Origin of the sequence: Mucilaginibacter phyllosphaerae (genome assembly GCF_004378255.1) — a bacterium.
GTDB classification, from domain to species: domain Bacteria; phylum Bacteroidota; class Bacteroidia; order Sphingobacteriales; family Sphingobacteriaceae; genus Mucilaginibacter; species Mucilaginibacter phyllosphaerae.
Window position 1 is genome coordinate 457,220 of sequence record NZ_SNQG01000005.1, and the last position, 15,557, is coordinate 472,776.

Genomic DNA, 15,557 nt, shown 5'->3' on the forward strand with positions numbered 1-15,557 from the left:
ACTACTTAGTAAATACAATTAACCTATAGTTATTGTTTTTTATGTTAGAAAAGAATGACTTTAAAAAAAGAACAGAATTTTTAAATTTAAGTACTTTTGTAATGTGAACAGCAAAAAAGATAAAATAGATATCCGCAGCTTAAGCCTCGAAGCTTTACAGCAGCAATTCATCAGCATGGATGAAAAGAGCTTTAGAGCTAAACAGGTTTATGAATGGCTTTGGGAAAAATCATGCATATCTTTTGATGCAATGAGCAATATTTCAAAAGAACTCCGTACTAAGCTGGATGAAAAATTTATAATTAATAATGTTAAAATAAACAGTTCGCAGATTAGTGCTGATAAAACTATAAAAAATTCTTTTATATTACATGATACACATTTAATTGAAGGTGTTTTAATTCCAACTACCGACCGTATGACGGCCTGTGTATCGTCTCAGGTGGGTTGTAGCCTTACCTGTAAGTTTTGCGCTACCGGTTACATGGAGCGTAAACGCAACCTTAACCCCGATGAAATTTACGACCAGGTAGTGCTGATTGATAAACAAGCACGAGATAACTACGGTATCCCTTTATCAAATATTGTGTATATGGGCATGGGCGAACCACTGCTTAATTATGCCAATGTGCTAAAATCCATTGAGCGCATTACATCTGAGAACGGGCTAAACATGTCGCCAAAACGTATAACCGTATCTACCGCAGGCATTGCCAAAATGATACGCAAACTGGGCGACGACCAGGTGAAGTTTAACCTTGCGCTATCGTTGCATGCAGCTAATGATGAGAAACGTAATACCATAATGCCCATAAATGAGCAAAACTCGTTAAAGGCATTGGCCGAAGCCTTAAAGTATTATTACGCCAAAACCAAAAATGCGGTAACGTACGAGTACATTATTTTTGATGGTGTAAATGATAACATACAGGATGCGATGGAACTGGCGCGTTTTTGTAAGCACCTGCCCTGTAAGGTTAATATTATTGAATACAACCCCATATCAATGGCCAGCTTTATAAATGCCGGCGAAGATAAGGTGGAGGCCTTTGCCGATTACCTGCGCAGCCAGGGCATCAATACCAACCTGCGCCGCAGCCGCGGCAAAGATATTGATGCTGCTTGCGGCCAGCTTGCTATAAACGAGAAGGAAAAAGAAGGTGTAAAAGCCTAAATAATAACCAAACGGTGATTTTACATTTTGCCTTAAGTTGCCTACCTTATCCGCATGCAAGCTTTACGCACCTATCTGGCTGATTTTATTTCGCTGATCTTTCCGCAGCTTTGCCCGGCATGTAACAGCAGCCTGATGGCTAATGAAAATATTTTATGTACCGATTGCCTGTATAACCTGCCCTATACCAACTTTCATCAACAGCACGATAATATTGTTGCCCAACAGTTTTGGGGCAAACTACCTATTGAAGCCGGCTACGCTTTATATTATTTTAATAAAGGCGGCAAAGTGCAAAACCTGGTACACCAATTTAAATATAACGGGATGCAGCAAATTGGCAACTTGTTGGGTAGTATAGCCGGGAAACAACTTGCACAAAACCCGGTGTTTAAAACGGCAGACTATATTATCCCGGTGCCGCTGCATAAAAAACGGCTTAAAACGCGCGGATACAATCAAAGCGCTTGTTTTGCTGACGGATTGGCCGAGCCGTTAAATACTAAAGTTGAGCTTGATAATTTGGTACGGACCGTTGCCACCAACACCCAAACCCATAAATCGCGGTTTGCCAGGTATCAGAATATGCAGGAGGTGTTTGCTGTTGCCCGGCCAGAAGTTTTAGAAAACAAACACGTACTGCTTGTTGATGATATTATTACCACCGGCTCAACCTTAGAGGCTTGCGGGATTGAATTGTTAAAAGTACCGGGGCTAAAACTAAGCATTGCCACAATAGCCTATGCGGAGTAAACTGAGCGGTCAGCGTTTAGATACCAGAGATCAGGCCTTGTGAGCTGCAACCACTCTCCGATCAACTAATTACTGTTCCCTAACCTACTGCTTTTGATACCTGCTTAATTTCTCAAACAGTGTGGCCGGGTCAAATGGTTTCAGGATGTAGTCATTCATACCGGCGTGCTTTATCTCGCCCATTTGGTTGCTTAACATAGATGCCGTTAAGGCTATAATAGGCAGTTGCTGAAAATAAGATTCTGATTTTGAACGGATAGCGCCTGTTGCTTCCAGCCCGCCCATTACCGGCATATGGATATCCATCAGCACAACATCAAAATTCTGATTCAATTCCAGCTTATCAATGGCTTCCTGGCCGTTTTCGGCAAAATCGGCAGTTGCACCCCACTTTTTGAGCACTTTATTGATCAATAACCTGTTTATCTGATTATCATCAACCACCAGCACATTAATATTTAAACCTGTTTCCACTTTATTATTCTTTACGCGGGCCGAAACCACATCGGCACCAATTTTTGATTTAATCTGTTGCTTTGTAAGCAACCGGATAACTAAAGCAATGATTACCTGGTATATAAAATGCCAAAAAGGCGATAGGGTCATAATTTTTCTCTGGATAGGACATTCCAGCACATTATACAAATCAGGTTCTTTTAAACGCCTGATTTGTATATTCAAAAAAAATCATCTTGCTATCTCCATGCTTATCATTAATCCTTATACAAAGGAAAATCTTCCATCAGTTTATGCACCTTTTTACGGATTTTTTTGATAGAGGTTTCATTTTCAGGATCTGTTAATACCGCATCAATCAGGTCAACAATGGTTTCCATATGCTTCTCTTTTAAACCACGTGTAGTAATAGCCGCAGTACCCAAACGGATACCAGAGGTTACAAACGGCGATTTATCATCATAAGGCACCATGTTTTTATTGGCAGTAATATCTGCATTAACTAAAGCGTTCTCTGCAGCTTTACCGGTAATGTTTTTATTCCGCAGGTCGATAAGCATCAGGTGATTATCGGTACCGCCAGAGATCAGATCATACCCTTTGGCAACAAATGCTTTGGCCATGGCTGCAGCATTTAATTTTACCTGGGCTATATATTTCATATAGTTATCAGACAAGGCTTCGCCAAAAGCAATGGCTTTAGCAGCAATAATATGTTCTAACGGGCCACCCTGCGTACCCGGGAAAACAGCCATATCCAACAAAGCCGACATCATTTTCACTTCGCCCTTTGGTGTTTTTAAGCCCCATGGGTTCTCAAAATCTTTCCCTAAAAGGATAAGGCCGCCACGCGGGCCACGCAAGGTTTTGTGGGTGGTTGTAGTAACAATGTGCACATGGGGCAGCGGGTCTGTTAGTAAACCACGGGCAATTAAACCTGCCGGGTGGCTTATGTCTGCCAGCACCAAAGCGCCAACCTTATCGGCCACGCTACGGATGAAGGCGTAATCCCAATCGCGCGAGTAAGCCGAAGCACCGCAGATGATCAGTTTTGGTTTTTGCTCTAAAGCAACCTTTTCAAGTTGTGCATAATCAATCAATCCGGTTTCTTTAACAACACCGTAAAAATGCGGCTCGTATAATTTACCCGAAAAATTTACCGGCGAACCATGGGTTAAGTGGCCGCCGTGTGAAAGGTCGAACCCTAATATTTTATCGCCCGGCTGTAAAACGGCAAGCATTACTGCTGCGTTTGCCTGTGCGCCGCTGTGTGGCTGCACGTTAGCCCATTCGGCGTTAAACAATTGCTTTGCACGCTCAATAGCAATGGTCTCAATTTCATCAACCACCTGGCAGCCGCCGTAATAGCGCTTGCCCGGTAAGCCTTCGGCATATTTATTGGTTGCAACAGAACCCGCTGCTTCCATTACCTGTTTGCTTACAAAGTTTTCTGATGCAATAAGCTCAATTCCTTCTTCCTGGCGTTGCTGCTCTTCGTCTAACAGCTTAAATATTAGTTTGTCTCTTTTCATTGTTGTGTGTAAAACGCTGCTAATTTAGATATTAGATTTTAGATGTGAGATATGAGATGTGAGATTAACCGTCTATTAATGAAGTTGTCTCATATCTCACATCTAAAATCTCAGATCTCTTTAGGGCTTATCCAAAAATTATTATATCCCAAACCGATCGTTATATCTATCATTTCCTGCTGTAACATCTCCAGCACGGCCAAAAAATTATATACAAAATGCACCTTGTTCTCGCTGTTGCCGGCAATGTTCTTAAAGTCCATTTTTTTGTTGATGGCAAGCAGATTATTGATGGCTTCCTTTTGCTTTTCTATGGTGTAGGGATATTGTATTACGGTATGGTGCACTTCTTCTGTACGGCTAAGGTACTGGCGCATCATCCGGTTATAAACCGTCATCAGCTTATACAGGTTTAGTTCTGATAGCTCTTCGCCGGGTACGGTCACCTTTTCTATCTGCTCCAGGTCGGCTTTGATATTGCCGCGCTTCTCCTGTTTAAAGCGCTCGTCCTCAAACGGGCGCAGTTCATCACAAAGCACCTTAAATTTTTTATACTCGATGAGTTTACGGATCAGCCCTTCTTTGGTATCTATTTCGTTCTCATCCTCGTTGGCATTATAACGCGGCAGCAGCATTTTGGCCTTGATGCGCATCAGCGTGGCAGCCACAAAAATAAATTCGCTGGCCAGTTCCATATTCAGCACCGTCATCTGGTGAATATATTGCAGAAAATCGTTGGTGATACCGGCGATGGGGATATCATGAATATTAAGCTCGTCGCGCTCTATAAAAAACAGTAAAAGATCAAAGGGCCCTTCAAACTGCGATAACTTTATGGAGAACCCATCTTCGGTCATGTGCCAAAAATACAGCTATTTACATTTAAAAAATTATAAATTGTTAATTTCAAAACAATAATTACCTTTAATATATCCAATTATTAGTAATTAAATAACTTACTTTGTAGGTTAATTAGAGTGAATATTTTTACATGCAGGTACCCGCCGGTGATTTTTTAAAACGCATTAACAATCCATCTGATTTAAAGGAATTTAAGGAAGATGAACTTGAACAGGTTTGTAACGAGCTGCGCCAGTATATTATTGACGTAGTATCGGTAAACGGCGGCCATTTTGCCGCCAGCCTGGGCACGGTAGAGTTATCTGTTGCCCTACAATATGTATTGAACACCCCTTACGACCAGTTGGTTTGGGATGTAGGCCACCAGGCTTATGGCCACAAGATACTTACGGGCCGCCGCGAAAATTTTCATACCAACCGCATTTACCAGGGTATAAGTGGTTTCCCAAAACGCAGCGAAAGTGTGTTTGATACCTTTGGCGTAGGGCACTCATCTACCTCTATATCTGCCGCACTGGGCATGGCCGTTGCATCGCAATATAAAGGCGAAACCGACAGGCAGCACGTTGCCGTAATTGGCGACGGCGCCATGACAGCGGGTATGGCCTTTGAGGCACTTAACCACGCCGGAATAGAGAACTCTAACCTGCTGGTGATATTGAACGACAATAACATGTCTATAGACCCTAATGTAGGGGCGTTGAAAGAGTATCTGACAGATATTACCACCTCAAAACCATACAATCGTTTCCGTGATGATATAGCCACCGTGCTGTCAAAAATATCATCAATGGGCCCGGATGCCTTTAAAATAGCCAAGAAGATTGAGAAGAGCATTAAAGGCACCCTGCTTAAACGCAGCAACTTTTTTGAGGCGCTTAAATTCCGCTATTTTGGCCCTGTTGATGGCCATGATGTAAAACATCTGGTAAAATTACTGCGCGATCTGCGCGATATCCCCGGCCCCAAGCTTTTGCATTGCATTACCGTAAAAGGTAAAGGCTATGCCCTGGCAGAAAAAGACCAGACCAAGTGGCATGCCCCCGGTTTGTTTGACAAGATAACCGGCGAGATCAAAAAAACAAAATACGATAAGCCGCAACCGCCCAAATACCAGGATGTGTTTGGCCATACGATAATAGAACTGGCCGAGGCAAACCCTAAAATAATGGGGATTACGCCGGCCATGCCATCGGGTTGTTCTTTAAACCTGATGATGAAGGCCATGCCTAACCGCGCCTTTGACGTGGGTATTGCCGAGCAGCATGCCGTTACTTTTTCGGCAGGATTGGCTACACAAGGCTTGGTGCCGTTCTGTAATATATATTCCAGCTTTATGCAGCGGGCTTATGACCAGGTAATACATGATGTAGCCCTGCAAAAACTAAATGTAGTACTTTGCCTGGATCGAGCCGGTTTTGCCGGAGCCGACGGTGCTACCCACCATGGCGCTTATGATCTGGCTTATATGCGCTGCATTCCTAACATGACGGTTTCTGCACCCATGAACGAGGAAGAACTGCGTAACCTGATGTACACCGCCCAACTGGATAATATGGGCCCGTTTGTAATACGTTACCCACGCGGTAACGGTGTGATGGTTGACTGGCAACGGCCGATGAAAGCCATACCCATTGGCAAGGGCCGTAAGGTAAGCGATGGTGAAGAAGTTGCCATATTATCTATAGGCGCTATAGGTAACGAGGTGGTAAAAGCTACAGAACAATTACACACGGAAGGCTATTTCCCTGCGCATTACGACCTGCGTTTTGTGAAACCACTGGACGAAGCCCTGCTACACGAGGTTTTCACTAAATTCAATCACATTGTTACTGTTGAAGACGGCTGCCTGGAAGGTGGCATGGGCAGCGCCGTATTAGAATTTATGGCCGATAACAACTATAAAGCACAGGTAACCCGCTTAGGTATCCCCGATAAAGTGATTGAACACGGCGACCAGCCCGAACTTTGGGCCGAATGCGGTTTTGATGCCGCAGGTATTGCCACCAGTGTTAAAAAGTATGCTATCAAAAGGGATAATACGCATATCATAGCGTCGTAAGTAACTAACATTTCATTACTTGTTAAAGATTTGACAACTTTTAAAAGTTGTCAAATCTTTAACCCTTTGAAAATCTGTATTCAATAGCATTTTTTATTTTCGACATCCTTTTACTTTTAGATTTGACAACTTTTAAAAAGTTGTCAAATCTAAAAGCTTTCATTACGTCGCCCGATCACACCTCTGTTTCACAAAGAGTTATAAATAGCAAGAAAGCCGTTTGAGTGACCAAGCGGCTTTCTTGCTATTTAAAGATTTGACAACTTTTTAAAAGTTGTCAAATCTAAAATCCTTGTATTACCTTGCTGGCGCAGCCGGCGGAGGGGTTGGTAATGCTTTGCGTGGGATCATGTCCTTACGCTCTGAGGTATTATAAACAAACGATGCGATGATAGTAGCGGCTTGTTTCAGGTCGTCTTCGCTCAGGCGGTCATAGGTATCCTGGTTGCTGTGGTGGGTACGGGTATTATAATCCATACCATCTTGTATAAACTGGAAGCCCGGCAAGCCAACCGCATCAAACGACTGGTGATCTGTACCGCCGGTATTGCTGATGGTTACGGTGGTAGCGCCAAGATCTTTAAACGGCGCTAACCATGCCTTAAATATCGGCCCTGCTGCGCTATCCCCCTGTAAATAAATCCCACGGATTTTACCGGTACCGTTATCCAGATTGTAATAAGCATCTAAATTTTTTTGCTCCGGCTTTAATTCCATCGTTTTAGGATCGCCAAAATGTGCGGCTACGTACCCGCGCGAACCAAATAAGCCCTGCTCCTCGCTGCTCCATAAAGCAATCCGGATGGTGCGTTTAGGTTTAAAGTTGATCGCTTTTAAGATCCGCATGGCCTCCATCATCACTGCGCTGCCTGCTGCATTATCAGTAGCCCCGGTTGCACCGTGCCACGAGTCGAGGTGGCCGCCTATCATAATCACCTGCTGCTTTAATTTTTTATCGGTACCCGGTATTTCGGCAACCACATTGTAACCCTGCAGGTCATCCGTAATAAACTGTGTTTTAATATCGGCTTCCATTTCAACCCTTTGTCCGGCTTTTACCAAACGTAAAATGCGCAGGTAATCTTCGCCACTGGTTTCTAACTCGGGGGCAACAGCTTTGGCAGTATCTGCATAAGAGGCTCCGTTTGTAGTAAAGGTGGTACCATAGTTACCACGCCCCTGGCTAAGTATCAGGCTAACTTTTTCATCCAATAAAAATTTACTGATGGTAGCGCGCATCGCCATCATTTTTCTGCGGGCGGCAAACTGCGGGCTATTTGCATCAAAAGCCCGGCGGGGGCCGGCGGGGGCCATGGTTGCGGCAGCCATTTTATCCAGATCTTCGTCTGTATAACGCGACAGATCGGCTTTAATGCCACTGGCTAATTTTGCCTGGGTATCAAATATTACAATTTTACCGGCCAGTTTGCCTTTGTACTTATTCAGATCGGTAACGGTATCGGCCTTTATCAGCACAACCTCGCTTTTGATGGCGCCGTTTGTGCTTGGTGTCCATGCTTTAGGGATAGCGATGATAGCATGATAATAAGGAACAGTGATAGCTGCATAGTTTTTTTGAACTTCCCAGCCTTTACCAAACTTCCCCCAAGGCTCTAATTTAGAATTAACCATCCCCCAGGTTTTTAACTGATTAACCGCCCAGGCCTGCGCTTTTTTTAAGCCAGGTGAATTTGCCAGGCGCGGGCCCGCAACATCGGTAAGGTAAAATGCAGTTTCCATTACCTTAGAGTGATTTAACCCCTCCTCGCGTATTTTGTCAACAGCGGCCTGGTCAACATTTTCCTGCGCAAAGGCAGTTGCTGCTAAACCCGTAAAGGCCAAATAAGTGTAAAGTAATTTTAATTTCATAATAAGTCAGTTAGTTTATACAACAAACTTATCTAACAAAATTAAAACGAGTTTTAACAAAGCTGTTACATATAGATAATCTTTAAACACAAAAAAGGCGGTTGTAGCCGCCTTTTTTGTGTTTAAGAATGATTAAGTAATTATCTAACGTCGCCTTCAACTTTTCTGGCGGTGCTTCTGCCCGGCAAATAAATTTGGAAACCAAAAGATAAATTAAGATTGCTTTGGTAAGATTGGTTACCAAAACCAGCTAAACCATTATACTTCAGCAAAGTTTCTAAACCGATGCTTGGGGTAATAAAGTAAGCAAAACCCGGGCCTACGCTAATGTCTAAACCGTTGGTGCTGCCACCGCCATCGCTAACGTTACGGCCACCTAAACCTGCTGTTGCTTCTGCAAAGAAACGGCCATGGCGTAATACCTCAACATCTTTGCCTGTATAATAACGGCCTAAGGCGCCAACACCATAATTTGTAGTTGTTGGTGTACCTTTAGCCGTTTGGATGCCTAAATTAGCATAAGCACCTAAAGCAACGTTATCCTGAATAAACCAGGCAGCTTTTGGGGTTAAATCAAAACTAAATACCTTGGGGTCATCAAGGCCTAAGTTAAGGTTAGCCAGGTTGCCACCCATTAATACGTTCCCTTTTTGGATTTGCGCAGAAGCTGAGAATTTTAGTCCTGCAAGTAATACGAATAGTAAAGTAATCTTTTTCATGATGTATGTGTTTCCACACATTTAACAAGGGCTATGCCATCAGCATGAAACCAAGCATTAACTTTTTATTAATTTAAATACATCTACAGTTAATGAATTTATATATCGCTTATTTACAATAAGATAAGAGTTGTATAAAAAATCTATTAAAAAATGGCTTAGTTGCTAAAGTGATACAATTTGATAATTCTGTATAGTTATTTAGCATCATATTTAGGCCAATTAAGGCTTCAATATATCAATTTAAGGCATTTTTAAATCTTTTACGACACTGAATAGCCGTTTAAATGAAATAGCCAGGCTAAGGGGTAACTTAATTGATAAGCAGCTTATAGCCCCTGCCATGCACGTTAATGATCTCTACTGTTGGGTCATCTTTTAAATACTTACGGATCTTACTTAAAAAAACATCCATACTGCGGCCGTTAAAGTAATTGTCGTCATGCCAGATGTTGAGCAGGGCTTCTTCGCGGGTTAGCACTTCATTTTTTTTGATGCAAAGCAGGCGCAGCAACTCGGCTTCTTTGGTAGATAATTTTTGGATGGCATCGCCGCGGGTTATCAACTGCGAGGTATAATCAAAACTATAAATGCCCAGCTTAAAATGCGACGGGCTCTCATTACCTTTTTTATCAACAGATTCCGAGCGTTTTAGCAAGGCGTTTATGCGCAGTAAAAGCTCCTCTATACGAAAAGGTTTAGTAATGTAATCGTCGCCCCCCAGGTTAAAGGCCTCGGTTTTATCCTCTATCATCGCTTTCGCAGTAGCAAATATGATAGGTACTTTCGGGTTTATTTTACGAATCTCTCTCCCTAATGTAAAGCCGTCCTTTTTAGGCATCATTACATCCAGTATCAACAGGTCGTAATTTTGTTTGGTAAAGGCGCGCAGGCCTTCATCGCCATCTTTACAAAGCACAACATCAAACTTGCCTTTTAGCGCCAGGTAATCCTGCAGCAGCAGGCCCAGGTTCGGGTCATCCTCAACGAGTAATATTTTTTTCATGCTTTTAGTTTGGATGCCGGCCAAAACCGTAAGTCCCTTAAGATAATAATAATTTGTATGTATTTATTTCCGGCTATCCGGCCCGCAAAAGGCCGGTTTTGTTAAGCAACAGGAAATTTAAGTTCAAACTCTGCCCCCTTTTCCTTTTCAGACCTTACGCTGATAGTGCCATCCAGGCGCTTAACTATCGTATTAACATAACTTAGCCCCAGCCCAAAGCCTTTAACATCGTGCAGGTTACCTGTTGGTATGCGGTAAAACTGTTCAAATATCTTAGTCTGCTGGTCGCGGCTCATGCCAATACCCTTATCGGCCACTTTAATAACAAGGTGACCGTTTCTGTTTACAGTACTAATGGCAATTTCCGGCGCCTCTTTACTATACTTTATGGCGTTATCTATCAGGTTATACATTACATTGGTAAAATGCAGTTCATCGGCCATAATAACCGGCTGCTCGGCATCCAGGTTTAAGGTAAATGCGGCATCGTGCTTTTGCATTTTAAGTGCCATGCTATCCAGCACAATGGTAATCATATCGTTCACATCAAGCCTCTTTTTTTCAAGCTTAAAGTCGTTCTTTTCAATACGGGCAATATTCAGTACACGTTCTATATGGCTGCCAAGGCGCAAGTTTTCTTCATAAATAACATTGGCCAGGCGGGCAACACGGGTTTTATCTTCGGCAATCTCATCGTCTTTTAAAGCCTCGCTGGCAATCATAATAGTTGATACCGGCGTTTTAAACTCGTGGGTCATGTTGTTGATAAAGTCTATCTTCATTTCCGAGATCTTTTTTTGCCGCAGAATAGAAAATATGGTGTAACCAAAGCAAAATACCAGCACAAACAACAAACCGCCGGTTGTACCGATAGAGGCCGTCATGTTCCCTAAAATAAATGAACTTTTTTGCGGAAAAAATATTTTTATTTTACCCGGGTCATTGATCAGTTCGTTACTAAAAATCGCTTTTTGATAGGTATAAGCCGGGATGAATTGCGGTTTTATACCTTTAAGATCCATTGCGCTCGAAAAAATAAGTGAGTCGCTGTTAGCGGTGCTTACTTCGTAGCTAAACGGCAGGAAAATCCCGCGGTTATGCAACTCAAACCTCAGTAACGAATCTATCCAGAAATTATTTAAACGCTTATCCAGCGGCTCATCGCTTTTGCGGTATTCTTCGGCAAGATTTTCGATCACACTGGGCTTTTTATTATCAGGCGTTGCGTTCTCCAATGAATCAGTTTCCAGCATTTTTTTTACCTGCTTAAACTGCCGTTCTTTTTGATTGCGCTCCTGTTGCCTTAACCACTCGGGGTTAAGGTGTGGTACCGATATTACCTGAGGGCCAAACTGGGGGTCGATGTAAGTATATCGCAGGGTATCAAACTTATGCAGTTTTTGCTTTTTTAATGATACGGGTGCCGCTTTTACAAGCTCGGGTATAAAACGCCCGTGCAGTTCACCAAATTCATCAATATACTGCTCAATGCGGATACGCAAATTCACAGATCCCTGCTGCATCAGGGCGGCCACATCATCATCCATCTTTTTGTGCAGTATCATCCGCTTTAAGCTATCGCGCAGCATAGCCAGCTTACGTTCGCGCTTACTTTGCTTCTTTTTGATGACCAGGTTATCGCCCATACGGCTTTTACTGCCGTTGATGCTTATTTCGGTTTGCCGGTCAACTATTTTTGTCTGCTTAACCGGTAGCTTATTCTTCTCTTCGCTTTTGGCATTTAAGAAATTAAGCGCGTCCTGCTTGGCCACCTTTGATACTACATTACCCAGCGCTTCGTTAACAGAACGGTTAAAAAGTTCGGACTGCATTTGGTAAGACTGGCGCAAAAAATATAATTGCATCACCACCACACCCAGCAGTCCAAACCCCATTAAACCAATTATAAGTGCAATGCTCTTCTTTTTCATGCAATCACAAAAATATTTTAAATTATATGAGAACAATTGCTTTTAACAAATTTTAACAAATTACTTTATCGCTTTTAACCTAGTGATTGCTAACCGTTTTATAAATTTGCTTTTAACCTTAATAACACAACAATGAATAAAATATTTAAACCGGGCTTTGAGTTGATATTTTCGGTTGCGCTGATAGCCATACTGGGCCTGCCACCGCTGGTATTGGCCCAAACTCAAAAAAGTATAGAGATACAGATTGTTAATGGCGATACCACCGTTAACGGCAAGGATATTAAAAAACTATCGCCCGCAGAACGCAGCAATGCCTTGGCCGAAATAAATAATCTGCCGCAAACCCCCATTCCCCCGGCTGCATCCGGCCCTGTTAATGCTACAATAACCATTAAAAAAAGAATTAACAGCGGCAATAACCATGATGTTATTATTGAGCGAAGCACCACCCGCAACGATCTGCCCCAAATTGCCGGTTTGGATAGCAGCAAAAAAGAGGTTAAAATTCATTTAAGAAAACTAAAAGGAGCAGATAGCGTACAGGCATTTACGTACCGTTTTGATAACGACCTGCCGCCGATGGACCTGAAAACGTTTAGTTTTGATATGCCTAAACACAAACAAATAATTGCACCTGCCGGCCGCAATACACAAAATTTTAATTACACCAATACAGATAACGATGGTATCAGCACCAACATCAGCTTTAATGTATCTGATGCATCTAAAGAAAAAGCCATGCGTATTGCCGGTACTGATAAGGCCGAATTAGCCATTAACAACCTTAACCTGCTGCCGGAGTTTTCTACCGGTAAAACAGTATTATCATTCAATCTGCCGGCAAAAACCCCGGCAGAAGCTAAATTTTACGATACTAAAGGCACTATTTTATGGGCTGATAAAGTAGTAGCGGGTAGTTTTAGCAAAAAAACAATATTACCAATAAATGGCGTTTACTATCTGTTGATAAAACAGGGTGCAGCCACATCTGTAAAAAAAATAGTTAAGGAATAGCATCTTATAATTGATTATATTAACAACTTTAAAGTATAATTCTCACATTAAACCTAACCTTTCACATGGCAATTTCAGACGTTCAATTAAAAAGCAATTATTATCAGATATTTGATAGTTACGGTAAAAAAACAAAAGAATCACACGCTTCTTCAGTTGGAGAATTGTGTGGTTTTGGTCTTGATTTTATAGTTTTTTTAAAAAGTAATTATTATTCAACTTACGATGAAAACTTTAAAAAAATTAAAGAGGTTCATTCATCGAGTGTAGGGGTTTTTAAAAATGCGGCAGGAGTTACAATTACATTTATAAAAAGTAACTATGTGGGCACCTATGATAAAAATCTAAAAAAAATAAGCGAAAGACATATTTGATTGTAAGTACTTTCACAAAAAAAGTCCTCCCGAATATTCATATTCAGAAAGACTTTTTTTGTGAATTTGCGATAAGCAAACTAAACAGCCTATCGGCTTTAGAATGGCAAATCATCATCATCAGGTGCCGAACTGATATCTGCAGGAGCAGCATACTCAGGTACTGATGTTGAACCGGCCGCGCTTAATGCGTTGATCTTCCACAACTGTAGTGAATTGAAGTACGACTTTTTACCTGTTTTATCTGTCCAGGGGCGCCCTCTTAAATTAAAAAACACCTCAATATCATCACCAACCTTAACGTTATCTAATAAATTGCAGCGGTCTTGTATAGCTTCAAACTTTAAATACTCGGGATATTGCGGGTTCTCGATGTATTCAAGTATCAATTCTCTCTTTTTTAACGACTCGGTAACCTGTTGTGTTGCCGATACCTCGTGTACCTTACCTTTAACTTCCATAATTGCAGAAAATATTTAAAATGTAAAGTTAATAGTATGAAATTAAATAGCGGCGTATTTAATTCATAAATTCGCAAAATAATTATGCAAGTTTTCCACACCGAGAGTAAGATCATTATCACCTGCAACAAAAGGCTGTCGCCTTACCTGCAGCAAGAGGTTGAAGCATTAGGCTTTAAACCCACACGCGTTTTCCAAACCGGCGTAGAGCTGATGGGTACCGTAACAGATACGATTGCGTTAAACCTTAACCTGCGCTGTGCAAGCCAGGTGTTATACCTGCTTAAAAGCTTTACCGCAGCCGACCCTAAACAACTGTATGACGAACTTGTGCAGATAGAATGGGAAGAATACATCGATTTTTCGGGCTATTTTTCGGTAACATCAAACGTAAATAACGAACATATACTTACGCCGCTTTTTGCCAATGTTAAGGTTAAAGATGCCATTGTAGACCGGATAAAAGATAAAAAAGGCATCCGCCCAAATTCAGGCGCTGATGCCAATAAAACGGTGGTGAGCCTGTACTGGCAGGACGATAAGGCCGATATTTACCTGGATACCTCGGGCGAAACACTTGCCAAGCACAGCTATCGTAAAATACCCGGTAAGGCCCCCATGCTGGAGGCACTGGCTACATCAACCATTATGGCTACCAATTGGGATAGGAACAGTACCTTTATTAACCCCATGTGCGGATCTGGCACGCTGGCTATTGAAGCTGCATTGCTGGCTACCGATAAGCACCCGGGCCTGTTTAGGATGAATTACGGCTTTATGCACCTAATGGGTTATGATGAGCAGGAATTTTTTACAGAACGCCGTAAATTGAAGGATAAGGCTAAAAAAGCGGTTGATTTTAAGATCATCGCTACAGATATTTCTGACGATGCCATTGATATAGCCCGTAAAAACGCAAACACTGCAGGGGTAGAACATTTAATTGAGTTTTACGTTTGTGATTTTGAAGAAACCGAGGTGCCCGAAGGCGGCGGCGTAATTATGTTTAACCCGGAGTATGGCGAACGCCTTGGCGTACATACCAAGCTGGAAATTACCTATAAACGTATGGGCGATTTTTTGAAAAAGAAATGCCTGGGCTATCGCGGATACGTTTTTACCGGCAACCCGGATCTGGCTAAAAAGATAGGGTTGAAAGCCGCCCGACGGATAGAATTTTACAATGGTAAACTGGATTGCCGCTTATTTGAATATGAGTTGTATGAAGGCACCAAACGCCAACCAAAAGAAACAGAATGAAAAAACTGATCGTATCAGCACTCTTACTCATCTCTTTTTACGCGCAAGCGCAAGAGGATCTTGCCTTTCCTTTTCAAGGAGG

The 15,557-nt window shown here is 42.1% G+C and carries 14 protein-coding genes; 6 read left to right on the top strand and 8 right to left on the bottom strand.

Going from position 1 to position 15,557, the window contains the following annotated elements; translation table 11 throughout:
• The first annotated feature begins 103 nt into the window (after window positions 1-103).
• Window positions 104-1,174 carry a 23S rRNA (adenine(2503)-C(2))-methyltransferase RlmN gene (gene rlmN, locus E2R65_RS15540; protein ID WP_134337394.1) on the top strand — a complete coding sequence of 357 codons (1,071 nt, stop codon included), beginning with the start codon at window positions 104-106 and terminating at the stop codon, window positions 1,172-1,174.
• Window positions 1,175-1,228: 54 nt separating this feature from the next.
• Window positions 1,229-1,927 carry a ComF family protein gene (locus E2R65_RS15545; protein WP_134337395.1) on the top strand — a complete coding sequence of 233 codons (699 nt, stop codon included), beginning with the start codon at window positions 1,229-1,231 and terminating at the stop codon, window positions 1,925-1,927.
• 84 nt (window positions 1,928-2,011) lie between these two features.
• On the opposite strand, the gene E2R65_RS15550 is transcribed toward E2R65_RS15545, so the two are convergent.
• The 3 genes from E2R65_RS15550 to E2R65_RS15560 all read right to left on the bottom strand — a co-directional run bounded on the left by E2R65_RS15550 (window position 2,012) and on the right by E2R65_RS15560 (window position 4,772).
• On the bottom strand, window positions 2,012-2,533 hold the full coding sequence (locus tag E2R65_RS15550) for a response regulator (protein WP_134337396.1): 522 nt from the start codon (window positions 2,531-2,533) through the stop codon (window positions 2,012-2,014).
• Between the two features lie 107 nt (window positions 2,534-2,640).
• Window positions 2,641-3,915 carry a serine hydroxymethyltransferase gene (gene glyA / locus E2R65_RS15555; RefSeq protein ID WP_134337397.1) on the bottom strand — a complete coding sequence of 425 codons (1,275 nt, stop codon included), beginning with the start codon at window positions 3,913-3,915 and terminating at the stop codon, window positions 2,641-2,643.
• A gap of 110 nt (window positions 3,916-4,025) precedes the next feature.
• Window positions 4,026-4,772, bottom strand: a complete 747-nt coding sequence (locus E2R65_RS15560; RefSeq protein ID WP_134337398.1) for a segregation and condensation protein A — start codon at window positions 4,770-4,772, stop codon at window positions 4,026-4,028.
• A gap of 134 nt (window positions 4,773-4,906) precedes the next feature.
• Here E2R65_RS15560 and dxs point away from each other — a divergent pair, with 134 nt between their 5' ends.
• Window positions 4,907-6,838 (top strand): 1-deoxy-D-xylulose-5-phosphate synthase, encoded by a 1,932-nt coding sequence (gene dxs, locus E2R65_RS15565; RefSeq protein ID WP_134337399.1) that lies wholly within the window; start codon window positions 4,907-4,909, stop codon window positions 6,836-6,838.
• A 297-nt stretch (window positions 6,839-7,135) separates the two neighbouring features.
• On the opposite strand, the gene E2R65_RS15570 is transcribed toward dxs, so the two are convergent.
• From E2R65_RS15570 to E2R65_RS15585, 4 genes are all read right to left on the bottom strand, one after another.
• Window positions 7,136-8,707, bottom strand: coding sequence for a M28 family metallopeptidase (locus tag E2R65_RS15570; RefSeq protein ID WP_134337400.1), 1,572 nt, complete (start codon window positions 8,705-8,707; stop codon window positions 7,136-7,138).
• A gap of 140 nt (window positions 8,708-8,847) precedes the next feature.
• Window positions 8,848-9,426, bottom strand: coding sequence for a hypothetical protein (locus E2R65_RS15575; RefSeq protein WP_134337401.1), 579 nt, complete (start codon window positions 9,424-9,426; stop codon window positions 8,848-8,850).
• Between the two features lie 313 nt (window positions 9,427-9,739).
• The gene (locus E2R65_RS15580) at window positions 9,740-10,432 is read right to left on the bottom strand and encodes a response regulator transcription factor (RefSeq protein ID WP_134337402.1); all 693 of its coding nucleotides are present in this window, start codon (window positions 10,430-10,432) and stop codon (window positions 9,740-9,742) included.
• 101 nt (window positions 10,433-10,533) lie between these two features.
• On the bottom strand, window positions 10,534-12,363 hold the full coding sequence (locus tag E2R65_RS15585; protein ID WP_134337403.1) for a sensor histidine kinase: 1,830 nt from the start codon (window positions 12,361-12,363) through the stop codon (window positions 10,534-10,536).
• Window positions 12,364-12,495: 132 nt separating this feature from the next.
• On the opposite strand from E2R65_RS15585, the gene E2R65_RS15590 reads away from it, so the two are divergent.
• Both E2R65_RS15590 and E2R65_RS15595 read left to right on the top strand, forming a co-directional pair.
• Window positions 12,496-13,380 carry a T9SS type A sorting domain-containing protein gene (locus E2R65_RS15590; protein WP_134337404.1) on the top strand — a complete coding sequence of 295 codons (885 nt, stop codon included), beginning with the start codon at window positions 12,496-12,498 and terminating at the stop codon, window positions 13,378-13,380.
• A gap of 65 nt (window positions 13,381-13,445) precedes the next feature.
• A complete protein-coding gene (locus E2R65_RS15595) occupies window positions 13,446-13,754 on the top strand; it encodes a hypothetical protein (RefSeq protein ID WP_134337405.1) in 309 nt (102 codons plus the stop codon).
• A gap of 98 nt (window positions 13,755-13,852) precedes the next feature.
• On the opposite strand, the gene E2R65_RS15600 is transcribed toward E2R65_RS15595, so the two are convergent.
• The gene (locus tag E2R65_RS15600; RefSeq protein WP_134337406.1) at window positions 13,853-14,215 is read right to left on the bottom strand and encodes a DUF3127 domain-containing protein; all 363 of its coding nucleotides are present in this window, start codon (window positions 14,213-14,215) and stop codon (window positions 13,853-13,855) included.
• Between the two features lie 84 nt (window positions 14,216-14,299).
• Between E2R65_RS15600 and E2R65_RS15605 the strand changes: the two genes are divergently transcribed.
• A complete protein-coding gene (locus E2R65_RS15605; RefSeq protein ID WP_134337407.1) occupies window positions 14,300-15,475 on the top strand; it encodes a THUMP domain-containing class I SAM-dependent RNA methyltransferase in 1,176 nt (391 codons plus the stop codon).
• Window positions 15,476-15,557: the final 82 nt, after the last annotated feature.